The following is a 23212-nucleotide window of genomic DNA, read 5'->3' on the forward strand; positions in this document are numbered from 1 at the left end:
ATGCCGGCGACGGCGAGCAGCGCGACCCATATCAGGGCGACGAAGTGCCGTCGCCGGAAGGCGAGGCGGCCGAGTCTGTAGAGGAACGTGGCCACGAGGGCGTACTCCCGGTCATGTCGTGGAGTGGATCAGGGCAGGGGTGATCAGCCCGGCGACGTGAGCGGTGACGTCAGGTGGAGGGCTTGCCTAGGGGAGAGGTGTCAGGGGGCGGGGACGCCGAGGGCGGGGAGGATCACGGCGTCGATGTAGGAGGCGAGGAACGCCCGGGTCGGCGGCTGCTCGTCCAGCAGGACGGTCGTGGCGAAGCCGCCGACCATCATGTGGAGGAGGAAGTCCAGAGCCGGGCAGTCGGGTCTGATCTCGCCGCGGTCGACGGCGCGTTGCAGTACGCGCCGGAACTCGGCCGTCTCCGGCTCGATCAGCTGCTCCCGGAGCGCCTGGCGCAGATCCGGGTTGCGGTGGAGCGCCATGGCGACGCCCCGCAGCAGCGCGGAGTTCTGTTCCATGGTGCAGTCGTCCTCGCGGGTCAGCAGGGCGTGCAGGTCGCCGCGGAGGGACCCGGTGTCGATGTCGGTGACCTGCCCCGGCTTGTTGTGCCGGATGGCCTTGACGACCAGTTCGGCCTTGCCGCCCCACTGGCGGTAGAGGGTGGCCTTGCTGGACCGGGTGCGGGCGGCCACGGCGTCCATGGTGAGGGCGTCGTAGCCGACTTCGCGGAGCAGGTCGAGCACGGCGCCGTACAGCTCGGCCTCGCGCTCGGGAGTGATCCGGCTGCGGCGCGCCGTCGCGACCTCTGCCATCTCGCTCGTCCTCTCCCCTGTACGGCCTGCGTATGTGACGAAGATATCCCATGCCCCTAACGAAACGAAACGGTTTCGTACGTGTCCTGGGTCACGGTTGTGAGCTTCCCGTAAGGACCCGCCGCGCGCCGCTCACGAGTTGCTGCCCCCGGGGCCCCGGAAAAGCATGGACAGAGTGAGTTATCTGCGCTTCCCGCACCTCCACGCCGGCCTGCTGTGCTTCGTGGCCGAGGACGACCTCTGGCTCGCGCCGCTGGACGATCCGGGCTGCGCCCGGCGGCTCACCGTCGACCGGACCAAGGTCTCCCACCCCCGTTTCTCACCGGACGGCCGGCATCTCGCGTTCACCAGCTGGCACAGCGCGCTGCCCGAGGTGCACCTGGTGCCCGCGGCGGGCGGGCCGGGGCGGCAGCTCACCCACTGGGGCTCGCTCGACACCCGGGTCTGCGGCTGGTCGCCGCCGGCGGCGGACGGCACGTCGGCGGTGCTCGCCGTCACCTCGCAGGGCGAGCCGTTCTCCCATCTGACCTGGGCGTACAAGGTCTCGTGCGACGGCGACCCGGGCCGCAAGCTGCCCTGGGGCCCGGTCTCCGACCTCCAGGTCGCCGAACTGCGCGGCGAGCGCCGCACCCTGCTGCTCACCGGCACCCCGCCGCACGAGCCCGCCGCCTGGAAGCGCTACCGGGGCGGCGCCACCGGCAGGCTCTGGCTGCACGGTGAGCGGCTCCTCGAAGGGCTCGGCGGGCATCTGCACTCCCCCCTGTTCACCGGCGGCCGGATCGCCTTCCTCTCCGACCACGAGGGCGTCGGCAACCTGTACTCGTGCGCGTACGACGGCTCCGGCCTGCGCCGGCACACCGACCACGACGCCTTCTACGCCCGGCACGCGGCGAGCGACGGCACCCGCGTGGTCTACCAGTGCGCGGGCGAGCTGTGGATCGTCGACGACCTCGCGCCGGACTCCCGGCCGCGCCGCCTGGACATCCGGCTCGACGGCCCCCGCCCGGGACTGCGTACCCACCAGGTGCCCGCCGCCCAGCACGTCGACGGCGTCTCCGTGGACGAGACGGGCCGGGCCAGCGCGGTGGTGGTGCGCGGCAGCCTGTACTGGCTCACCCACCGGGACGGTCCCGCCCGCACCCTCGCCGACACCCCCGGGGTCCGGGTCCGGCTGCCGGAGATGCTCGGCGGGAGCGGCCGGGTCGCCTGCGTCACCGACGCCGGCGGCGAGGACGCCGTGGAGATCGCCCACCTGCCCCGGGCCACCGGCGGCCGGGAGCCGCGCCGGCTGGCCGCCGGGCGGCTGGGCCGGGTGCTGGAGACGGTCTCCGACCCGGCGGGCGGGCGACTGGCGATCGCCGCGCACGACGGCCGGCTGCTGCTGCTCGACGTCTCGGACACCGGTGCGGACGCCGGCACGGGAGACAGCACGGACGACGGCACGGAGGCCGGCCCGGACGGTCCCCGCCGCACGGGAGTGACCGAGCTGATCCGGTCCGTCAACGGCCCCGTGCGCGACCTCGCCTTCTCCCCGGACGGCCGCTGGCTGACCTGGTCCCACCCCGGTATCGGCCGCACCCTGCGGCAGATCAAGATGGCCCGGATCGACGGGCGGGACGGCCCGGTCGTCGTCGACGTCACCGACGGCCGCTTCGAGGACGAGAACCCGGTCTTCACCCGCGACGGCCGCTACCTCGCCTTCCTCTCCTGGCGCGGCTTCGACCCGGTCTACGACGTGCACACCGGCGACCTCTCCTTCCCGCTGGGCTGCCGCCCCTACCTGGTCCCGCTCTCCTCGGCCACCCCCTCCCCGTTCGCCCTGGACCCGGAGGGCCGCCCGGCCGCCGGCGGTCCCGACCCGGTGGAGGACGGGCCCGGCGAGGTCGGCACGGTCACCGTCGAGGTCGAGGGGCTGCCGAGCCGGGTGACGCCGTTCCCGGTCACCGCGTCCAAGTACTCCGCGCTGCACCCGGTCGCCGACGGCGGCCTGGTCTGGCTGCGCTGGCCGATCTCCGGCGCGCTCGGCGAGACCTTCGCCAACCCGGACGACCCCAGCGAACGGCCCACCCTGGAGCACTTCAGCACCGCCAAGGCCCGCAAGTCCGAACTGGTCGACCACCTCGACTGGTTCGCGGTCAGCGGCGACGGCACCCGGCTCGTCGTCCTCGACGAGGGCGACCTGCGCGCCGTGCCCGCCACCGAGCCCGGCGACGGCGACTCCACCACCTGGATCGACGCCCGCCGCATCCTGCACCGGGTCGACCCGGGCGCCGAGTGGCGGCAGGCGTACGAGGAGGCCGGGCGGCTGACCCGCGCCTTCTTCTGGGAGCCGGACATGTGCGGCATCGACTGGGACGCGATCCTCGCCCAGTACCGGCCGCTGGTCGAACGGGTCGCCACCCCGGACGACTTCGCCGACCTGCTCAGGGAGGTCCTCGGCGAACTGGGCACCTCGCACGCCTATGTCACCGCCGCCCGCCGCAACGAGGGCCCGGCGCACTACCAGCGTCTCCAGGGCCTGCTCGGCGCCGACCTCACCCGCCGGGACGGCCGCTGGACGGTCCGGCGCGTCCTGCCCGGCGACTCCTCCGACTCCAAGGCCCGCTCCCCGCTGGCCGGTACCGGCATCCGCGAGGGCGCCGCCCTCACCCACGTCGACGGCCGCCCGGTCGACCCGGTGACGGGTCCGGCCCCGCTCCTCGCGAGCGCAGGCGGTACGACGGGTCGAGCGGACGAGCCCGGACGACGGGCGACCCGGCGCGCGGGCCGCCCTCGGCCGGGGCGAAGGTCAGCTCGACCGTCGTACCGCCCGCGCCCGCGAGGAGCGGGGCCGGACCCGTCACCGGGTCGACCGGGCGGCCGTCGACGTGGGTGAGGGCGGCGCCCTCGCGGATGCCGGTACCGGCCAGCGGGGAGCGGGCCTTGGAGTCGGAGGAGTCGCCGGGCAGGACGCGCCGGACCGTCCAGCGGCCGTCCCGGCGGGTGAGGTCGGCGCCGAGCAGGCCCTGGAGACGCTGGTAGTGCGCCGGGCCCTCGTTGCGGCGGGCGGCGGTGACATAGGCGTGCGAGGTGCCCAGTTCGCCGAGGACCTCCCTGAGCAGGTCGGCGAAGTCGTCCGGGGTGGCGACCCGTTCGACCAGCGGCCGGTACTGGGCGAGGATCGCGTCCCAGTCGATGCCGCACATGTCCGGCTCCCAGAAGAAGGCGCGGGTCAGCCGCCCGGCCTCCTCGTACGCCTGCCGCCACTCGGCGCCCGGGTCGACCCGGTGCAGGATGCGGCGGGCGTCGATCCAGGTGGTGGAGTCGCCGTCGCCGGGCTCGGTGGCGGGCACGGCGCGCAGGTCGCCCTCGTCGAGGACGACGAGCCGGGTGCCGTCGCCGCTGACCGCGAACCAGTCGAGGTGGTCGACCAGTTCGGACTTGCGGGCCTTGGCGGTGCTGAAGTGCTCCAGGGTGGGCCGTTCGCTGGGGTCGTCCGGGTTGGCGAAGGTCTCGCCGAGCGCGCCGGAGATCGGCCAGCGCAGCCAGACCAGGCCGCCGTCGGCGACCGGGTGCAGCGCGGAGTACTTGGACGCGGTGACCGGGAACGGCGTCACCCGGCTCGGCAGCCCCTCGACCTCGACGGTGACCGTGCCGACCTCGCCGGGCCCGTCCTCCACCGGGTCGGGACCGCCGGCGGCCGGGCGGCCCTCCGGGTCCAGGGCGAACGGGGAGGGGGTGGCCGAGGAGAGCGGGACCAGGTAGGGGCGGCAGCCCAGCGGGAAGGAGAGGTCGCCGGTGTGCACGTCGTAGACCGGGTCGAAGCCGCGCCAGGAGAGGAAGGCGAGGTAGCGGCCGTCGCGGGTGAAGACCGGGTTCTCGTCCTCGAAGCGGCCGTCGGTGACGTCGACGACGACCGGGCCGTCCCGCCCGTCGATCCGGGCCATCTTGATCTGCCGCAGGGTGCGGCCGATACCGGGGTGGGACCAGGTCAGCCAGCGGCCGTCCGGGGAGAAGGCGAGGTCGCGCACGGGGCCGTTGACGGACCGGATCAGCTCGGTCACTCCCGTGCGGCGGGGACCGTCCGGGCCGGCCTCCGTGCCGTCGTCCGTGCTGTCTCCCGTGCCGGCGTCCGCACCGGTGTCCGAGACGTCGAGCAGCAGCAGCCGGCCGTCGTGCGCGGCGATCGCCAGTCGCCCGCCCGCCGGGTCGGAGACCGTCTCCAGCACCCGGCCCAGCCGCCCGGCGGCCAGCCGGCGCGGCTCCCGGCCGCCGGTGGCCCGGGGCAGGTGGGCGATCTCCACGGCGTCCTCGCCGCCGGCGTCGGTGACGCAGGCGACCCGGCCGCTCCCGCCGAGCATCTCCGGCAGCCGGACCCGGACCCCGGGGGTGTCGGCGAGGGTGCGGGCGGGACCGTCCCGGTGGGTGAGCCAGTACAGGCTGCCGCGCACCACCACCGCGCTGGCCCGGCCCGTCTCGTCCACGGAGACGCCGTCGACGTGCTGGGCGGCGGGCACCTGGTGGGTACGCAGTCCCGGGCGGGGGCCGTCGAGCCGGATGTCCAGGCGGCGCGGCCGGGAGTCCGGCGCGAGGTCGTCGACGATCCACAGCTCGCCCGCGCACTGGTAGACCACGCGGGTGCCGTCGCTCGCCGCGTGCCGGGCGTAGAAGGCGTCGTGGTCGGTGTGCCGGCGCAGGCCGGAGCCGTCGTACGCGCACGAGTACAGGTTGCCGACGCCCTCGTGGTCGGAGAGGAAGGCGATCCGGCCGCCGGTGAACAGGGGGGAGTGCAGATGCCCGCCGAGCCCTTCGAGGAGCCGCTCACCGTGCAGCCAGAGCCTGCCGGTGGCGCCGCCCCGGTAGCGCTTCCAGGCGGCGGGCTCGTGCGGCGGGGTGCCGGTGAGCAGCAGGGTGCGGCGCTCGCCGCGCAGTTCGGCGACCTGGAGGTCGGAGACCGGGCCCCAGGGCAGCTTGCGGCCCGGGTCGCCGTCGCACGAGACCTTGTACGCCCAGGTCAGATGGGAGAACGGCTCGCCCTGCGAGGTGACGGCGAGCACCGCCGACGTGCCGTCCGCCGCCGGCGGCGACCAGCCGCAGACCCGGGTGTCGAGCGAGCCCCAGTGGGTGAGCTGCCGCCCCGGCCCGCCCGCCGCGGGCACCAGGTGCACCTCGGGCAGCGCGCTGTGCCAGCTGGTGAACGCGAGATGCCGGCCGTCCGGTGAGAAACGGGGGTGGGAGACCTTGGTCCGGTCGACGGTGAGCCGCCGGGCGCAGCCCGGATCGTCCAGCGGCGCGAGCCAGAGGTCGTCCTCGGCCACGAAGCACAGCAGGCCGGCGTGGAGGTGCGGGAAGCGCAGATAACTCACTCTGTCCATGCTTTTCCGGGGCCCCGGGGGCAGCAACTCGTGAGCGGCGCGCGGCGGGTCCTTACGGGAAGCTCACAACCGTGACCCAGGACACGTACGAAACCGTTTCGTTTCGTTAGGGGCATGGGATATCTTCGTCACATACGCAGGCCGTACAGGGGAGAGGACGAGCGAGATGGCAGAGGTCGCGACGGCGCGCCGCAGCCGGATCACTCCCGAGCGCGAGGCCGAGCTGTACGGCGCCGTGCTCGACCTGCTCCGCGAAGTCGGCTACGACGCCCTCACCATGGACGCCGTGGCCGCCCGCACCCGGTCCAGCAAGGCCACCCTCTACCGCCAGTGGGGCGGCAAGGCCGAACTGGTCGTCAAGGCCATCCGGCACAACAAGCCGGGGCAGGTCACCGACATCGACACCGGGTCCCTCCGCGGCGACCTGCACGCCCTGCTGACCCGCGAGGACGACTGCACCATGGAACAGAACTCCGCGCTGCTGCGGGGCGTCGCCATGGCGCTCCACCGCAACCCGGATCTGCGCCAGGCGCTCCGGGAGCAGCTGATCGAGCCGGAGACGGCCGAGTTCCGGCGCGTACTGCAACGCGCCGTCGACCGCGGCGAGATCAGACCCGACTGCCCGGCTCTGGACTTCCTCCTCCACATGATGGTCGGCGGCTTCGCCACGACCGTCCTGCTGGACGAGCAGCCGCCGACCCGGGCGTTCCTCGCCTCCTACATCGACGCCGTGATCCTCCCCGCCCTCGGCGTCCCCGCCCCCTGACACCTCTCCCCTAGGCAAGCCCTCCACCTGACGTCACCGCTCACGTCGCCGGGCTGATCACCCCTGCCCTGATCCACTCCACGACATGACCGGGAGTACGCCCTCGTGGCCACGTTCCTCTACAGACTCGGCCGCCTCGCCTTCCGGCGACGGCACTTCGTCGCCCTGATATGGGTCGCGCTGCTCGCCGTCGCCGGCATCGGCGCGGCCAGCGCCCCGCCCGCCGGCTCCACCTCGTTCTCCATTCCCGGCACCGAGGCGCAGAAGGCCTTCGACCTGCTGGAACAGCGCTTCCCCGGCCAGAGCGCCGACGGAGCCACCGCGCGCGTCGTCTTCAAGGCGCCCGACGGCGAGAAGATGACGGACGCCGGAAACAAGGCCGCCGTCCTCAAGGCCGTCGACGAACTCGGCGACGGCTCCGAGGTCGCCTCGGTCGCCGACCCCTACGCGGGCAAGACCGTCAGCAAGGACGGCACCATCGCCTATACGTCGGTGAAGTACGACGTCTCCGGCATGGAACTGGAGGAGTCCAGCAAGGACGCCCTGGAGGACGCCGCCCAGCAGGCGCGGGACGCCGGACTGACCGTCGAGATCGGCGGCGACGCGCTCCAGGCGGCACCGGAGACCGGCGCCACCGAGGTCATCGGCATCGCCGTCGCCGCCGTCGTCCTCGTCATCACCTTCGGCTCGCTGGTCGCCGCCGGACTGCCGCTGCTCACCGCGCTCATCGGCGTCGGCATCGGCGTCTCCTCCATCACCGCGCTGGCCAGCGCCCTCGAACTGGGCTCCACCACCTCCATCCTGGCGATGATGATCGGCCTCGCGGTCGGCATCGACTACGCCCTGTTCATCGTCTCCCGCTACCGCGCCGAACTCGCCGAGGGCCGCGCCCGCGAGGAGGCGGCCGGACGCGCCGTCGGCACGGCGGGCTCGGCGGTGGTCTTCGCGGGCCTCACGGTGGTCATCGCCCTGGTCGGACTCTCGGTCGTCAACATCCCGATGCTGACCAAGATGGGCATCGCGGCGGCCGCCACGGTCGCCATCGCGGTCCTCATCGCGCTCACCATGGTCCCGGCGCTCCTCGGCTACGCCGGCCGCAGGGTCAAGCCGGCCGGCGCCAAGAGCAGGTTCCTCGGCGGTGCCCGCGCCGAGCGCGCCCAGCAGCGGAACAAGCCCAACATGGGCACCCGCTGGGCCCGCTTCGTCGTCCGCCGCCCGGTCGCCGTCCTCCTCCTGGGCATCGTCGGCCTCGGCGCGGCGGCCGTCCCGGCGGCCTCCCTGGAACTGGGGCTCGGCGACGACGGCTCCCAGCCGACCTCCACCACCCAGCGCCGCGCCTACGACCTGCTGTCCGAGGGCTTCGGCCCCGGCTTCAACGGCCCGCTGATGGTCGTGGTCGACGCCAAGGGCAGCGACGCCCCGCAGGCCGCGTTCACCGACGTCTCCGACGAGATCAAGAGCCTCGACGGGGTCGTCACGGTGACGCCCCCGGCGCCCAACAAGGCGGGCGACACGGCCACCATCACCGTCATCCCCGACTCCAAGCCGTCCTCCGTCGCCACCGAGGACCTGGTGCACGCCATCCGGGACGCCGGGGCCGGGGTGCGGGCGGACACCGGCGCCGAGACCCTGGTCACCGGCTCCACGGCGATGAACATCGACGTCAGCGAGAAACTCAACGACGCGCTCATCCCCTACCTGGTGCTCGTCGTCGGCCTGGCCTTCCTGCTCCTGATCGTGGTCTTCCGCTCGATCCTGGTCCCGCTCAAGGCGGCCCTCGGCTTCCTGCTGAGCGTCCTGGCGGCCCTCGGCGCGGTCGTCGCGGTCTTCCAGTGGGGCTGGCTGTCCGGTCTGCTGGGCGTGGAGGAGACCGGCCCGGTCATGTCGATGATGCCGATCTTCATGGTCGGTGTGGTCTTCGGTCTCGCCATGGACTACGAGGTCTTCCTGGTCACCCGGATGCGGGAGGCGTACGTGCACGGCGAGCAGCCGGACGAGGCGGTCGTGACCGGCTTCAAGCACGGCGCCCGGGTCGTCACCGCCGCCGCGGTGATCATGATGGCGGTCTTCGCGGGCTTCATCGGCTCCAGCGAGTCGATGGTCAAGATGATCGGCTTCGGCCTGGCGATCGCGGTCTTCTTCGACGCGTTCGTGGTCCGCATGGCCCTGGTCCCGGCGGTCCTCGCCCTGCTCGGCAAGCGGGCCTGGTGGCTGCCGAAGTGGCTGGACCGCGCCCTGCCCAACGTCGACGTCGAGGGCGAGGGCCTGCGGGCCCTGGCCGGCCAGGCCGACCCCGACGAGGACAAGGTGCCGGCGCGGGCGTGAGGACGCCCCCGTGACCGTCGGGGCCGCCCGCTTCCCGCAGCGCCGGGAAGCGGGCGGCCCCGAGTCATCCCGCGAACCCGGTCGCCCGCCCCGCCCGCGTCCCGCTACGGTCCCTCCCATGACGACGACAGCCCACCCCCGCTTCGCCGAGGCCCTCACCACCCTGGGCCTGGACGACCTGACCGGACGGATCCGCCGCTTCCCCGACGCGACCAGGACCGCCGCCGAGGCCGCCGCCGCGGTCGGCTGCGAGCTGAGCCAGATCTGCAAGTCGCTGATCTTCGCCGCCGACGGGGTTCCCGTCCTGGTCCTCATGGACGGCGCCTCCCGCGTCGACGTGGACCGGGTCCGCGAGGAACTCGGCGCGCGGAAGGTCACCCGGGCCAAGGCCGACGTCGTACGGGAGACCACCGGGTACGCCATCGGCGGCGTCCCGCCCTTCGGCCACCGCACCCGCACCCGCGTCCTCGCCGACCGCTCCCTGCTCGCGCACGACGTGGTGTGGGCCGCCGCCGGCACCCCGTACACCGTCTTCCCGATGGCCCCGAAGGACCTGGTCACCCACGCCGGCGCCACCCTCGTGGACGTCCGCGAACAGCCCTCCGCGTGACACCGCCGGGGTGCTGACGCTGCGCGCCGGCCGGGAGCGGCGCACCCTGGGAACAGGGGGAACCCCGGGAAGAGCAGGGGGGAACAACAGGTGCGCGAGGTGAGCGTCATGACGCACAACCCAGCCGGATGGCACATCGAGGTCGAATTCACGGAGGACGACCGGCACACGCGGGCCGCCGCGCTGCTGCGGCTGGCCGACGGCACGGAAGTACGGGGCCACGGCCACGCCAGCCGGCACCGGGCCGACCCCCGCCAGCCACGGGTCGGCGAGGAGGTCGCCGGGGCACGCGCGCTGAACGAGCTGGCGATGCGGCTGCTCGACAAGGCGCACGGCGAGATCGACCAGGCGGCGGGCCGGGTCTCCCACCCCATCCACGTGTGAGACGGCTCAGGCGGCGTCCAGTGACGCCCGCACCGCCCGTACCAGCGCCTGTGCGCGGGGGTCCGCCGTCACGCTCCTGCGGAAGCCGTTGGTGACGTAGCCGAAGGCGATGCCCGACTCCGGGTCGGCGAAGCCGAGGGCGCCGCCGCGGCCCGGGTGGCCGAAGGAGCCGGGGCCCAGGAACGGGGACGCGCCGCCGTGCAGCATGTAGCCGAGGCCGAAGCGGGTGCCGACGACGAGCACCCGGTCGGGGCCCGCCGACTCCTCCGTCCGGGCCGCCGCCAGCGTCCGCGGGGTGAACAGGCGGACCCCGTCGACCTCGCCGGCCAGCGCGGCGTAGAAACGGGCCAGGGCGTCGGCGGTCGCGATGCCGTTGGTCGCGGGCAGCGCCGCCGCCCGGTACGCCGGGTCGTTCTGGTCGGGGAAGGGGGCGACGGCGCCGAAGGCGCGGCGGGTGAGGGAGCCGGGATCGTCGTAGGCGGCGGTGACCGAGCGCTTCGGACGCAGCCGCAGCCCGCCCGCGAGGGGTTCGGGCTCGTCGATCCGGCCCACGCGGCCCGCCCTCCCGGCCGCCTCCTCGGCCGCCGGGAGGCCGAGCCACAGGTCGAGCCCGAGCGGGCGGGCGATCTCGTCGGCGAGCCAGGCGCCGGTGGTGCGGCCGGTCACCCGCTGGACCAGACCGTCGAGCAGCCAGCCGTAGGTCAGCGCGTGGTAGCCGTGGTCGGTGCCGGGCTCCCAGACGGGTGCCTGCGCGGCGACCGCCTCGGGGCCGCGCTGCGGGTCGAGGGCCTCGCCGGCGCTCAGCGGGCGGTCGAGGACGGGGAGCCCGGCGCGGTGGTTCAGCACGTGCCGGACCAGGACCCGCTCCTTGCCGTGCGCCTTGAACCCGGGCCAGTACGCGCTCACCGGCGCGTCCAGGTCCAGCTCCCCGCGCTGGTGCAGCAGCAGCGGTACGGCGGCGGCGACGCCCTTCGTCGCGGAGCGGACGACCTGCGCGGTGCCGCGCCGCCAGGGCTCGGTGCCGTCGACGTCGCGGGTGCCGGCCCACAGGTCGACGACCGTGCGGCCGTCGCGGCGGACGGCGACGGCGGCGCCCCGGTCGCCGAGGGCGGTGAAGTTCCGTACGAACGCGTCCCTGACCGGTTCGAAGCCCTCGGCCACTGTGCCGTGCACGTCCACGTCCGTCGTCCCTTTCCCGCGCCGCCGTCAACAGTGCGTGCAACACACACCGTTCACCGGCGATTCCTCATGTGGCGGTCGTCACCGAGCGCGGGTCGAAGCCGAAGGGCAGTTCCAGGCGGTGCGCGCGCATCAGCGCGTCGTCGGAGAGCAGCTCGGCGGTCGGGCCGTCCGCCGCGATCACCCCGTCGCTGAGGATGAGCGAGCGCGGGCAGAGCTGGAGGGCGTACGGCAGGTCGTGGGTGACCATGAGGACCGTGACGTCCAGGGAGAGCAGGATGTCGGCGAGTTCGCGGCGGGAGGCCGGGTCCAGGTTGGAGGAGGGCTCGTCCAGGACGAGGATCTCCGGTTCCATCGCGAGGACCGTCGCCACCGCCACCCGGCGGCGCTGCCCGAAGGAGAGGTGGTGCGGGGGCCGGTCCTGGAAGCCCTCCATGCCGACCCGGGCGAGCGCCCGGTGCACCCGCTCCTCCAGCTCCGCCCCCTTCACCCCGGCCGCCGCAGGGCCGAACGCCACGTCCTCCCGGACCGTCGGCATGAACAACTGGTCGTCCGGGTCCTGGAAGACGATGCCGACCCGGCGCCGGATCTCGGCCATGTGCCGTCTGCCCACGGGCAGCCCGGCGACCGTCACCGTCCCCGCGCCGCCGGTCAGGATGCCGTTGAGGTGGAGCACGAGCGTGGTCTTCCCGGCGCCGTTGGGGCCGAGCAGCGCGACCCGCTCGCCCCGCGCGAGCGAGAAGTCGACACCGAAGAGGGCCTGGTGCCCGTCAGGGTAGGCGAAGGCGAGGCCGGAGACCTCCAGGGAAGCAGTCGTCACAGCACCCATCCCAGCAGACAGACCAGCAGCGCCGCACCGGGGAGGGCCAGCGCGGACGACCACTGCGCCCGGGAGGCGGTCACCTCGTCGATCACCGGCATGGCACCGGCGTAGCCACGGCTGACCATGGCCAGGTGGACGCGTTCGCCGCGCTCGTAGGAGCGGATGAACAGCGCCCCGGCGGACTTCGCGAGGACGCCCCAGTGCCGGACGCCGCTCGCCTCGAAGCCCCTCGACTCCCGGGCGATCCGCATGCGCCGCATCTCGTCGGTGATGACATCGCCGTAGCGGATCATGAAAGAGGCGATCTGGACGAGGAGCGGCGGCAGTTTCAGACGCTGGAGGCCCAGCAGCAGTTCGCGCAGTTCGGTGGTGGAGGCCAGCAGCACCGAGGCGGCGACGCCCAGGGTGCCCTTGGCCAGCACGTTCCAGGCGCCCCACAGGCCGTTCACGCTCAGCGAGAGGCCCAGGACGCCGACCCGGTCGCCCTCGGCGACGAACGGCATCAGCACCGCGAACGCGACGAACGGCACCTCGATCAGCAGCCGCTTCAGCAGGAAGCCGGCGGGGACGCGGGCCGCGTACGCCACCGACGCCAGCAGGACGGCGTAGAGCGCGAACGCCCACATCGCCTCGCGGGGCGTGGACACGACGACGACCACGAAGGCGAAGACCGCGGCCAGCTTGGTGTGCGGCGGCAGGGCGTGCACGGGGGAGTGCCCGTGCCGGTAGAGGCGGTGGGCGTGGCCGGCCCCCATCTCAGACGCTCGTGGTGGTGTCGGCGGGGGAGGTGTCGTCGGTACGGCGGCGGCGGACCGCCCAGAACACCGCGCTGCCCGCGACGACCGTGACGCCGACCCCGATCACGCCCGCGAGACCGCCGGAGAGCCGGGCGTCGGCGACGTCCTTGACGCCGTAGTCGGCGAGCGGGGAGTCGGCGGCGGCGTGCTCCTCGGCCTTGGCGTCGATGCCCTTGTCGGCGGCGACCTTCTCCAGGCCGTCGGGGGAGGCGGAGGCGTAGAAGCTGACGAAGCCGGCGAGGACGACGGAGACCGCCAGGCCGGTGAGCCAGACCTTGCGGTGGGAGCGGGAGGCCGGGACCGGGGCGGGTCCGGCGGCCGGGGCGTCGACGAGTTCGCCGCCGACGCGCAGCTTGAGCCTCTGCTGGAGGCCGCGCGCGCCGTACACCAGGTCGGGGCGGACGGCGATGACCGCGCCGACGGTCAGCGCGGTGATGACGGCCTCGCCGACGCCGATCAGGACGTGCACGCCGATCATGGCGGTGGCGACCTTGCCGAGGGAGACGTCGGTGGTGCCGCCGACCGCGTAGAGGAGGGTGAAGGCGACGGCGGCGGCCGGCACGGAGAGCAGCGCCGCGACGAAGGAGGCGACGGTCACCGTGCGCCGGGTGCGCGGCAGCACCTTCACCAGGCCCCGGAAGACGGCGTAGGCGACGACGGTGGTGACGATCGCCATGTCGGTGATGTTGACGCCGAGCGCGGTCAGGCCGCCGTCCGCGAAGAGGATGCCCTGCATGAGCAGGACGACGGAGACGCAGAGGACCCCCGTGTAGGGGCCCACGAGTATCGCGGCCAGCGCCCCGCCGAGCAGATGGCCGCTGGTCCCCGCGGCGACGGGGAAGTTCAGCATCTGCACGGCGAAGATGAACGCCGCGACCAGGCCGGCCAGCGGCGCGGTCCGCTCGTCCAGTTCCTTGCGCGCGCCGCGCAGGCTGACCGCGACCGCGCCGGCGGCGACGACCCCGGTGACCGCGGAGGTCGGGGCGTTGATGAATCCGTCAGGTACGTGCACCTCTCGATGATAGGGAGCAGGTGCAACACCTGTGCAAGAGCGGGGTAAAGGCTTGCCTCACATCCGATATTCCACTCAAAAGGTATGAAAATGAAGTTATGGGACAGTCAAAGGGGGTGGGTCTCACGGACGAGGAGAACCGAGGAGCCGGTCGATGGCGGTGGTCGAGCAGTACGCGCGGGTCCAGGTCCTCACCGACGTGGACATAGCCGACGACGACGGCCGGTGCGTGCCGGTGGTGCTCCGGTACGACCCCGACGGCGACCCCGGCGCGGTCTGTGTGGGGCTGCCCGGTCCGCGCTATGTCACCTTCGCGCGCGAGTTGCTGGAGCGGGGGCTGCGTGCGCCCGCCGGCACCGGTGAGGTGCGGGTGTGGCCGTGCGGGCGGGTGCGGGCGGTGGTGGAGTTCCACTCCGGGCGGGGGTGTTCGGTGGTCCAGTTCGACGCGACCGACCTGCTGCGGTTCCTGCGCCGGACCTACGCGGCGGCGGCCCGGCCCGTCCCGCACTGAGCCCGCCGGGGCGTCAGCCGGCCGCCTTCAGCAGCGCCGCCACGATCGGGCCCGCCGTGTCTCCGCCGTGGCCGCCGGCCTGCACGACGCCCGCCGCGGCGAGGTCGTCCCGGTAGGCGGTGAACCAGCCGTTGGGCTTCTTCTGCCCGTCGACCTCGGCCGACCCGGTCTTCGCGCCGGTGTCCCCGCCGACCCCGGCCATCGCCTCCGCCGCCGTGCCGTGAACGGCCGTGTACGCCATCAGCTCCCGCAGCTGGGCGAGGGTGCCGGCGGACAGCGTGCGGGAGGCCGTGGCGAGCGTGCGGTCGTCCACCGACGGGGCGACCAGGTACGGCTGGTGGAAGGTGCCGGACTTCACCGTCGCCGCCACCGACGCCATGTTCAGCGGGTTCATCCGCACCCCGCCCTGCCCGATCAGGGACGCCGCCTTCGGCGCGGCGCTCTGCACCGGCACCGCGCCGTCGAAGCTCGGCACCCCGATCGCCCAGTCGTTCCGGCCGAGACCGAAGACCTCCTGGGCCTGCTTCGTCAGGGCGTCGTCCGGGAGCTTGCCGGCCTGGCTGATGAAGGCCGTGTTGCAGGAGCGGGCGAAACTCGCCTTGAAGGTGCCGTCCTTGATCTCGAACTTGTCGTCGTTCTGGAACTTCCAGCCGCCGTACGTGAAGTACTTGGGGCAGGGGTGCTCCTCGTCGGCGGCGGCGAGGCCCTTCTCGATCAGCAGCGAGGAGGTGATGACCTTCATCGTGGAGCCGGGGGCCAGTGAGCCCTGGAAGGCGGTGTTGAAGCCGTGGCCGCTGTTGGCGACGGCGAGGATCTCACCGGTGGAGACCCGGGTCAGCACGACCGACGCCTTCCCGGTGGCCTCCACCTGCTTCTCGGCGAGCACCTGGAGTTCCGGGTCGAGGGTCGTCCGCACCGTGCCCGGGGTGCCCTCGGTCAGCTCCAGCAGGGTCTTGCCGGAGAGCTTCTTCGCCTTGGACGCCTTGCCGCGCACCACCCGCAGCTCGACCCCGGCGGTGCCGCCGGCCTTCTTGCCGTACTTCTCGCGCAGCCCGTCCAGCACGGTGCCCAGCGAGGGGTACTTCGCGGCGGTGATCTCGCCGCCGTCCCGGTCCACCGCCCTCACCGGCGGGTCCCCTGCCTCCCCGGTGACCAGCCGGTCGCCGTCGCCGGCCAGGTCCGGGTGGACGACGGCCGGGGTGAAGGCGACCCGGGGCTCGCCGTCGCCGTCCCGGCGGACGACGGTCAGCTCACTGTCGTACGCCAGCGGCTCGCGCACGTCCTCGAAGACCACCGTCGCCTCGACGGAGAACGGCACCTTCGCGCCGCTCGCCGCACCCGGGGTCAGGGTGACGTCCGTGATCCGGGCGTCCTTGGCGTACGAGGTGAGCAGGGCCCGCGCGGACGCGGCGGAGTCGGTGGCGGCGGCGGCCTCGGCCGGCCTGCCCTGCTGCCAGGCGGCGAGGAACCGGCGGGCCGTGGCGGTGACCTCGGCGGCCGACAGGGGGCCGCTCCTCACCTTCTTCGCGGCGGCCGTGGTACGCGCGTCGTCCCCGGCGGCCGTGCCGTCACCGGACAGCGCCCAGACCCCGGCCCCGGCGCCGGCGACCACCGCGGCGATCACCCCGCCGAGCACGACGGGCCTGGTCCTGCGCCGCTCGGTGACGCGCCTTCTGTTCCCCACTGCTTTCCGTTCCCTCGGTGCCGTCACGTCTTCCAACGACGGCACGCGTCCCGCCGTCCCGCCCCGCGCGGGTGAGTTCAGCCGCCGGCCCGCAGCACGTCCGCGACGATCGGCCCGGCTGCGTCGCCGCCGTGACCGCCCTCCTCCGTCATGGCCGCCGCCGCGATGTCGTTGCGGAACCCGGTGAACCAGCTGTTGGAGACGGTCTGTCCGTCGACCTCCGCCGACCCGGTCTTCGCGCCGATGTCCCCGCCGAGCCCGGACATGGCCTCGGCCGCGGTGCCCTGCGTGGCGGTGAGCCGCATCATCTGCTTCAGCTGCGAGGACGTCGCCGGGGACAGGCCCTTGGCGGTGGCGATCTCCCGGTCGTCCAGGTCCGGCGCGACCAGATAGGGCTGGCGGAACGTGCCGGTGATCGCGGTGGCCGTCACCGAGGCCATGTTGAGCGGGTTCATCTGGACCTGGCCCTGACCGATGGCGCCGGCCGCGCGGTCCGGGCCGCTGACGGCGGGCACGCTGCCGTCGAAGGAGACGATGCCGGTCTTCCAGTCGTCCCGGCCCAGCCCGAACCGCTCCTGCGCCTCCTCGGCCAGCGAGGAGTCCGTCAGCGGCTTCTCGTCGATGAGCTTGATGAAGGCGGTGTTGCAGGACCGCTGGAAGCTGTTGGCCAGGGTGGCCGACTCGTTCGGCTCCATGCCGGTGAGGTTCTTGAAGACCTGGCCCTGCCAGACCGCCTGGTCGGGGCAGGGCGCGGCGCCGTCCATCGAGGTCACGCCGTTGTCTATGAGCATCGCCGCGGTGATGATCTTCATTGTGGAGCCCGGCGCGACCCGCCCCTGGAAGGCGGCGTTGAAGCCGTCCGCGCGGTGGTTGGCGACCGCGAGCACCTCGCCCGTGCTGGGCTTGATCGCCACCACCGAGGACTCGTCGAACTCCGCCACGGCCTTCTCGGCGGCCTTCTGCACGGTCGCGCTGAGCGTCGTCTCCAGCTTGCCCGGCTCGCCCTCCGCGAGGGTCAGCAGCGAGGTGTCCGCCACCTGCTGCGAGGCGTGCCGGACCACCAGCTCGACACCGGGCTCGCCGCCCGCCTGCTCGCCGTACTTCTCCCGCAGCGTGTCCAGGACCGGGCCCAGCGAGGGGTACTTCTCCTTGGTCAGCACCGTGCCGTCGCGGTCCACCGCCTCGATCGGCGGGTTCGCCGACTCCGCGGTGACCAGCGTGTCGCCCTTGGCCTTCAGCTCCGGATGGACGACCGACGGCGCCCAGTCGACCAGCGCCCGCCCCGTGGTCTTGCCGCGCACCACGGTCAGCTGGCTCTTGTACGTCAGCGGCTTGCTCCGGCCGCCGTAGGAGACCGTCGCCTTCACGGCGAACGGCACCTTCGCGCCGACGGCGGTGCCGGGGGTGATGGTGACGTCCTCGATGTGGGCGTCGCGCGCGTACTGCCTCAGCAGCGCACGGGCGGAGGCGTCGTCGTTGGTGTACTCCGCCGCGGCGTCCGCCTGCCCCTTCTCCCAGGCCGCGAAGAACTTCCCCGTCGTCTCCTCGACCTCGTCGGCGCCGAGCGGCCCGGTGCGCACCTCGTCCGCGCCGCCGTCCAGCGCGGACATCACGTTGTACGCGCCGTACCCGGCCCCGCCGACCATCACGGCGAACACCCCGCCGATGACGGCGGCCTTCATCCCCCTGCCCATCGGCAGTCCCCTCCCGTCGGGTTTCCCGGACACGCCCGTTGAACGCGTTCAGAAAGTGGTCACACTGGCACTCTATGTGCCGGGCGTGACTTGCGGTACGGCTGTTTCCGTTTGGTGGCCGAACGGAGACACAGAGATCTCCGTCACACCCAGGTGTCCAGCCACATCCGCGCCCGCCAGTCCTCCATCGGGATCGCCGTGCCCGTGTAGAGCGGCCAGAAGTAGATGAAGTTCCACGCCACCAGCAGGACCAGGACGCCCGCCGCGACCACGCCCGCGACCCGCCGGGCCTCGCTCGCCCCCGCCCGGCCGATCACCGCCCCCAGCAGCATCGCCACCGCCAGGCAGAGGAACGGCAGGAAGACCACGGCGTAGAAGAGGAAGATCGTGCGCTCCTGGTACACGAACCACGGCAGGTAGCCGGCCGCGACCCCGCACGCGATCGCGCCCGCCCGCCAGTCCCGGCGGAACGCCCAGCGCCACAGCACGTACAGCAGCGCCGCGCAGCCCAGCCACCACAGCACCGGCGTGCCCAGCGCCAGCACCTCGCGGGCGCACTTCTCGCCCGCGTCCGCCGGGCAGCCGTCCGTGCCCGGCGCGGGGGACTCGTAGAAGTAGGAGACCGGGCGGCCCAGGACGAGCCAGCTCCACGGGTTCGACTGGTACGTGTGCGGCGAGGTCAGGTGGGTGTGGAACTCGTAGACCTGGCTCTCGTAGTGCCACAGGCTGCGCCACCAGTCGGGGAACAGCCACGACCAGTCGCTGTGCTTCCCGTCGGTCGCCGCCCAGCTGCGGTAGTAGCCGCCCGTGCCGTCGCTCGGGGAGAGGATCCAGGCCGTCCAGGAGACCAGGTAGGTGACGACCGCGACCGGGACCGTCGACAGGAACGCCAGACCCAGGTCGTGCTTGAGGACGGCGGTCCGGGGGCGGTGGGCGCCGGCGACCCGGCGGGCGCCCACGTCCCACAGCACCGCCATGACGCAGAACGCCACCATGATGTAGAGGCCGTTCCACTTGGTGCCGATGGCCAGGCCCAGCATCAGCCCCGCCGCCCACCGCCACGGCCGCGCGCCGAGCCGGGTGGTCTCCGCGACGTACGCGTCCGGGCGGACCAGCCCGTCCGCGTCCACCGGCAGCGCCGCCGCCAGCTTCGCCCGTGCCCGGTCCCGGTCGACCAGCAGGCAGCCGAACGCCGCCAGCACGAAGAAGACCAGCACGCTGTCGAGGAGAGCAGTCCGGCTCATCACGAACGCCAGCCCGTCCAGCGCCATCAGCGCGCCCGCCAGACAGCCCAGGAAGGCCGAGCGGAACAGCCGCCGCCCGATCCGGCACAGCAGCAGGACCGACAGGGTGCCGAGCAGCGCGGTCATGAACCGCCAGCCGAACGGGTCGAACCCGAACAGCCACTCGCCCACGCCGATCACGAACTTCCCGACCGGCGGATGGACGACGTACGACGCGTCCGTGGGGACGGTCACGTCCCCGCCGGAGTTCAGGATCAGGTCGTTGGCGTTCTTGTCCCAGTTGACCTCGAAACCACGGTTGACCAACGCCCACGCGTCCTTGGCGTAGTACGTCTCGTCGAATATCACCGCCTTCGGGCTGCCCAGGTTCCAGAACCGCAGCACGCCCGCCAGCAGCGTCACCAGCAGCGGACCGCCCCACCCCGACCAGCGCACCAGCCGGTCGGCGGCCCGCGGCGGCACCCCGAGCACGCTCCACAGCCGGGGACCGGGCCGCGTGTACGGCGGCACCAGCCGCTCGCGGACACCGGGCCGCGGCCGGGCCGAGTAGCCGAAACGGCGCAGCCGCCGCTGCCAGGCCGGCCGCCGCTCGTGCGGCGCCTGGTCCTGCCGGGTGTCCGTGGAGTCCGTGGACGACGCTGTACTGGTCACCGCGCCATCGTAGGGAACCGGTCTGTGCGAGTCCCGTGCTTGCCCCTGCGAGGATGGAAACGTGACAGTCGCAACCGGAACCCTGGTCCTCGCCGGCACCCCCATCGGCGACCTCGCCGACGCCCCGCCCCGCCTCGCCGAGGAGCTGACCGCCGCCGACGTCGTCGCCGCGGAGGACACCCGGCGGCTGCGCCGGCTCACCCAGGGCCTCGGGGTGACCCCCAAGGGGCGCGTGGTGTCGTACTTCGAGGGCAACGAGGCGGCGCGCACGCCGGAGCTGGTCGAGGAACTCGCCCGGGGCGCGCGGGTGCTGCTGGTGACCGACGCCGGGATGCCGTCCGTCTCCGATCCCGGGTACCGGCTGGTCGCGGCGGCCGTCGAGCGGGACATCAGGGTCACCGCCGTGCCCGGCCCGTCCGCCGTCCTGACCGCGCTCGCCCTGTCCGGGCTGCCGGTCGACCGGTTCTGCTTCGAGGGCTTCCTGCCGCGCAAGGCCGGCGAGCGGCTCACCCGGCTGCGCGAGGTCGCCGCCGAGCGCCGCACCCTCGTCTACTTCGAGGCCCCGCACCGCCTCGACGACACCCTCGCCGCCATGGCCGGGGTCTTCGGCACCGACCGCCGCGCGGCCGTCTGCCGGGAACTGACCAAGACGTACGAGGAGGTCAGGCGCGGCCCGCTGGGCGAGCTGGCGGCCTGGGCGGCCGAGGGCGTGCGCGGGGAGATCACCGTCGTCGTCGAGGGCGCCCCCGAGAAGGGCGCCGAGGAGATCGGGCCCGGGGAACTGGTGCGCCGGGTGCGGGTGCGCGAGGAGGCGGGAGAGCGGCGCAAGGAGGCGATCGCCGCGGTGGCCGTCGAGGCGGGCGTCCCCAAGCGGGAGGTGTTCGACGCCGTCGTCGCGGCGAAGAACGCCGGGGCGTGAAGAACGCCGGGGCGTGAAATACGTCGGGGCGTGAAGTACGCCGGGGTGCGAAGCGCGCCGGGGCGTGACGTGCGCCTCCCGTGCGCGCCCGCGCCCCATGGGCGGGCAAACGGCCGGTCGGCCGGGTAAAGCGCCGGACGGCCCCTTCGGCAAGGGACCGTCAAATCGCCCCCAACACTTGACAGCCCTGGTGATTCCGGGCCGATCCGGGCATCCACTGGAGGAACGGGACGCGTCCACGCCCCTCCTTCGCGGACCACGGGAGCCGGAATGAGCGAGACCACGGTGCACGAGTCCTACTCCTTCGCCTGCATGCGCTGCGGCACCGGCTGGGAGCAGTCGTACGAGATAGAGCACCACACGGACGCCGAGGGCCGGCGGTTCGTGGTGTACACGGCGGACGGGCGGACCGTGCCCTCCCCGCTCTCCCGGCCCACCTGCCACAACTGCGACGGACACGTCGTACGGATCATGCGGCCGGGGCGGGTCGCCTCCGCGCGCGACGCAGCGCGCCCCGCCCCCGCCTCCCTGCCGCCGCAGGCGGGCCCGGTGGAGGTCCCCGAGCCCGCCGCCGGGCCCCGGCCCCGGCACGTCGCCGACCTGCTGCACGCCCTGCACCTGCACCGCACGCACCGCCCGGCGAACTGACCCGCGTTTGTAGGATCGGGGCATGCCTTCGAACGCCCCGGCCGACAAGAACGCGGCACCCCCGCCGCCCGAGCCCCTGCGGGTACCGGTCGCCGACTCGCACACCCACCTGGACATGCAGTCCGGCACGGTCGAGGAGGGCCTCGCGAAGGCCGCGTCCGTCGGCGTGACCACGGTCGTCCAGGTCGGCTGCGACCTCGCCGGGTCCCGCTGGGCGGCCGAGACGGCGGCGGCGTACGACAACGTCCACGCCGCCGTCGCCCTGCACCCCAACGAGGCCCCGCGCATCGTCCACGGCGACCCCGACGGGTGGTCCCGGCAGGGGGCGCGGGCACCCGGCGGGGACGCGGCGCTGGACGAGGCACTCGCCGAGATCGACCGGCTCGCCGCCCTGCCGCAGGTCAAGGCCGTCGGAGAGACGGGTCTCGACTACTTCCGCACCGGCGAGGACGGCAAGGAGGCGCAGGAGCGGTCGTTCCGCGCCCACATCGAGATCGCCAAGCGGCACGGCAAGGCCCTGGTCATCCACGACCGCGACGCCCACGCCGACGTCCTGCGCGTCCTCAAGGAGGAGGGCGCCCCCGAGCGGACCGTCTTCCACTGCTACTCCGGCGACGCCGCGATGGCGGAGATCTGCGCCGAGGCCGGCTACTACCTGTCCTTCGCCGGCAACGTCACCTTCAAGAACGCCCAGAACCTCCGCGACGCCCTCGCCGTCGCCCCGCTGGACCTGGTCCTCGTCGAGACCGACGCGCCCTTCCTCACCCCGGCGCCCTACCGGGGCCGGCCCAACGCGCCCTACCTGATCCCGGTCACCGTGCGCGCGATGGCCGCCGTACGCGGCGTCGACGAGGACACGCTGGCCACGGCGCTGGCCGCGAACACCGCGCGGGCCTTCGGCTACTGATCCCCGGCTACCCTTGCGGGGTGAGCAGCCCCACCCCGCACGACGCCCTGCTGGGCCCCGCCGACATCCGCGAACTGGCGGCGGCCCTCGGCGTCCGCCCCACCAAGCAGCGCGGCCAGAACTTCGTCATCGACGCGAACACGGTCCGCCGTATCGTCCGCACCGCCGAGGTCCGCCCCGACGACGTGGTGGTCGAGGTGGGTCCGGGTCTCGGCTCGCTCACCCTGGCCCTGCTCGAAGTGGCCGACCGGGTCACCGCCGTCGAGATCGACGACGTCCTGGCGTCCGCGCTGCCCGCGACCGTCGCCGCGCGGATGCCGCAGCGCGCCGACCGGTTCGCCCTCGTCCACTCCGACGCCATGCGGGTCACCGAGCTGCCGGGCCCCGCCCCGACCGCCCTCGTCGCCAACCTGCCGTACAACGTGGCCGTGCCCGTCCTCCTCCACATGCTCGACACCTTCCCCAGCGTCGAGCGCACCCTCGTCATGGTCCAGGCCGAGGTCGCCGACCGCCTCGCCGCCGGCCCTGGCTCGAAGGTGTACGGCGTGCCGTCCGTGAAGGCCAACTGGTACGCCGAGGTCCGCCGGGCCGGGTCGATCGGCCGTAACGTGTTCTGGCCCGCGCCCAACGTCGACAGCGGCCTGGTCTCCCTGGTCCGCCGCGCCGAGCCGCTGCCGACCACGGCGTCGAGGGCCGAGGTCTTCGCCGTGGTCGACGCCGCCTTCGCGCAGCGCCGCAAGACCCTGCGGGCCGCGCTCTCCGGGTGGGCGGGCTCGGCGGCGGCGGCCGAGGCGGCCCTGGTCGCCGCCGGTGTGTCGCCGCAGGCCCGGGGGGAATCCCTGACCGTCGAAGAGTTCGCCCGCATCGCCGAACACAAGCAGTGACAGTGACCGCACCTGTTGTC

The 23212-nt window shown here is 73.5% G+C and carries 18 protein-coding genes and 1 pseudogene; 10 read left to right on the plus strand and 9 right to left on the minus strand.

What is annotated here, in order from left to right:
• Positions 1 to 200: 200 nt before the first annotated feature.
• Entirely contained in the window at positions 201 to 800 is a 600-nt protein-coding gene (locus tag Sdagh_RS26870; RefSeq protein WP_189414667.1) for a TetR/AcrR family transcriptional regulator, read from the minus strand.
• A 166-nt stretch (positions 801 to 966) separates the two neighbouring features.
• On the opposite strand from Sdagh_RS26870, the pseudogene Sdagh_RS26875 reads away from it, so the two are divergent.
• Positions 967 to 3522, plus strand: a pseudogene (locus Sdagh_RS26875) (S41 family peptidase); the annotation flags it as partial.
• Here the strand turns inward: Sdagh_RS26875 and Sdagh_RS26880 are convergent.
• Entirely contained in the window at positions 3446 to 6145 is a 2700-nt protein-coding gene (locus Sdagh_RS26880) for a S41 family peptidase (RefSeq protein ID WP_372478487.1), read from the minus strand. The pseudogene Sdagh_RS26875 and the gene Sdagh_RS26880 overlap by 77 nt on opposite strands.
• 175 nt (positions 6146 to 6320) lie before the next feature.
• Here Sdagh_RS26880 and Sdagh_RS26885 point away from each other — a divergent pair, with 175 nt between their 5' ends.
• From Sdagh_RS26885 to Sdagh_RS26900, 4 genes are all read left to right on the plus strand, one after another.
• The gene (locus Sdagh_RS26885; protein WP_189414667.1) at positions 6321 to 6920 is read left to right on the plus strand and encodes a TetR/AcrR family transcriptional regulator; all 600 of its coding nucleotides are present in this window, start codon (positions 6321 to 6323) and stop codon (positions 6918 to 6920) included.
• A 105-nt stretch (positions 6921 to 7025) separates the two neighbouring features.
• A complete protein-coding gene (locus tag Sdagh_RS26890) occupies positions 7026 to 9245 on the plus strand; it encodes an MMPL family transporter (protein WP_190009120.1) in 2220 nt (739 codons plus the stop codon).
• 118 nt (positions 9246 to 9363) lie between these two features.
• Positions 9364 to 9855 carry a YbaK/EbsC family protein gene (locus Sdagh_RS26895; protein WP_189414669.1) on the plus strand — a complete coding sequence of 164 codons (492 nt, stop codon included), beginning with the start codon at positions 9364 to 9366 and terminating at the stop codon, positions 9853 to 9855.
• 108 nt (positions 9856 to 9963) lie between these two features.
• Positions 9964 to 10239 (plus strand): DUF1876 domain-containing protein, encoded by a 276-nt coding sequence (locus Sdagh_RS26900; RefSeq protein WP_189414670.1) that lies wholly within the window; start codon positions 9964 to 9966, stop codon positions 10237 to 10239.
• 6 nt (positions 10240 to 10245) lie between these two features.
• On the opposite strand, the gene Sdagh_RS26905 is transcribed toward Sdagh_RS26900, so the two are convergent.
• From Sdagh_RS26905 to Sdagh_RS26920, 4 genes are all read right to left on the minus strand, one after another.
• Positions 10246 to 11418 (minus strand): serine hydrolase domain-containing protein, encoded by a 1173-nt coding sequence (locus Sdagh_RS26905; protein ID WP_189414671.1) that lies wholly within the window; start codon positions 11416 to 11418, stop codon positions 10246 to 10248.
• A 67-nt stretch (positions 11419 to 11485) separates the two neighbouring features.
• Positions 11486 to 12247, minus strand: a complete 762-nt coding sequence (locus Sdagh_RS26910) for an energy-coupling factor ABC transporter ATP-binding protein (RefSeq protein ID WP_189414672.1) — start codon at positions 12245 to 12247, stop codon at positions 11486 to 11488.
• Complete coding sequence (gene cbiQ, locus Sdagh_RS26915) at positions 12235 to 12996, minus strand: cobalt ECF transporter T component CbiQ (RefSeq protein ID WP_189414673.1); 762 nt, start codon at positions 12994 to 12996, stop codon at positions 12235 to 12237. Before cbiQ ends, Sdagh_RS26910 begins: the two co-directional genes overlap by 13 nt.
• 1 nt (position 12997) lies before the next feature.
• Complete coding sequence (locus Sdagh_RS26920) at positions 12998 to 14050, minus strand: energy-coupling factor ABC transporter permease (protein ID WP_189414674.1); 1053 nt, start codon at positions 14048 to 14050, stop codon at positions 12998 to 13000.
• A 154-nt stretch (positions 14051 to 14204) separates the two neighbouring features.
• Between Sdagh_RS26920 and Sdagh_RS26925 the strand changes: the two genes are divergently transcribed.
• Complete coding sequence (locus Sdagh_RS26925; RefSeq protein ID WP_189414675.1) at positions 14205 to 14561, plus strand: SsgA family sporulation/cell division regulator; 357 nt, start codon at positions 14205 to 14207, stop codon at positions 14559 to 14561.
• Between the two features lie 13 nt (positions 14562 to 14574).
• Here Sdagh_RS26925 and Sdagh_RS26930 read toward each other — a convergent pair whose 3' ends face one another.
• The 3 genes from Sdagh_RS26930 to Sdagh_RS26940 all read right to left on the minus strand — a co-directional run bounded on the left by Sdagh_RS26930 (position 14575) and on the right by Sdagh_RS26940 (position 19834).
• The gene (locus Sdagh_RS26930) at positions 14575 to 16245 is read right to left on the minus strand and encodes a penicillin-binding transpeptidase domain-containing protein (protein ID WP_190076601.1); all 1671 of its coding nucleotides are present in this window, start codon (positions 16243 to 16245) and stop codon (positions 14575 to 14577) included.
• Between the two features lie 77 nt (positions 16246 to 16322).
• The gene (locus Sdagh_RS26935; RefSeq protein WP_190076600.1) at positions 16323 to 17939 is read right to left on the minus strand and encodes a penicillin-binding transpeptidase domain-containing protein; all 1617 of its coding nucleotides are present in this window, start codon (positions 17937 to 17939) and stop codon (positions 16323 to 16325) included.
• A gap of 143 nt (positions 17940 to 18082) precedes the next feature.
• Positions 18083 to 19834, minus strand: coding sequence for a dolichyl-phosphate-mannose--protein mannosyltransferase (locus tag Sdagh_RS26940; RefSeq protein WP_189414678.1), 1752 nt, complete (start codon positions 19832 to 19834; stop codon positions 18083 to 18085).
• Positions 19835 to 19895: 61 nt separating this feature from the next.
• On the opposite strand from Sdagh_RS26940, the gene rsmI reads away from it, so the two are divergent.
• The 4 genes from rsmI to rsmA all read left to right on the plus strand — a co-directional run bounded on the left by rsmI (position 19896) and on the right by rsmA (position 23192).
• A complete protein-coding gene (gene rsmI / locus Sdagh_RS26945) occupies positions 19896 to 20753 on the plus strand; it encodes a 16S rRNA (cytidine(1402)-2'-O)-methyltransferase (RefSeq protein ID WP_190076599.1) in 858 nt (285 codons plus the stop codon).
• Between the two features lie 270 nt (positions 20754 to 21023).
• The gene (locus Sdagh_RS26950; RefSeq protein ID WP_190076598.1) at positions 21024 to 21401 is read left to right on the plus strand and encodes a hypothetical protein; all 378 of its coding nucleotides are present in this window, start codon (positions 21024 to 21026) and stop codon (positions 21399 to 21401) included.
• Positions 21402 to 21423: 22 nt separating this feature from the next.
• Positions 21424 to 22308, plus strand: a complete 885-nt coding sequence (locus Sdagh_RS26955) for a TatD family hydrolase (protein ID WP_189414681.1) — start codon at positions 21424 to 21426, stop codon at positions 22306 to 22308.
• Positions 22309 to 22328: 20 nt separating this feature from the next.
• Positions 22329 to 23192 carry a 16S rRNA (adenine(1518)-N(6)/adenine(1519)-N(6))-dimethyltransferase RsmA gene (gene rsmA / locus Sdagh_RS26960; RefSeq protein WP_189414682.1) on the plus strand — a complete coding sequence of 288 codons (864 nt, stop codon included), beginning with the start codon at positions 22329 to 22331 and terminating at the stop codon, positions 23190 to 23192.
• Positions 23193 to 23212 lie beyond the last annotated feature (20 nt).

Origin of the sequence: Streptomyces daghestanicus (assembly GCF_020521275.1) — a bacterium.
GTDB classification, from domain to species: domain Bacteria; phylum Actinomycetota; class Actinomycetes; order Streptomycetales; family Streptomycetaceae; genus Streptomyces; species Streptomyces griseoviridis.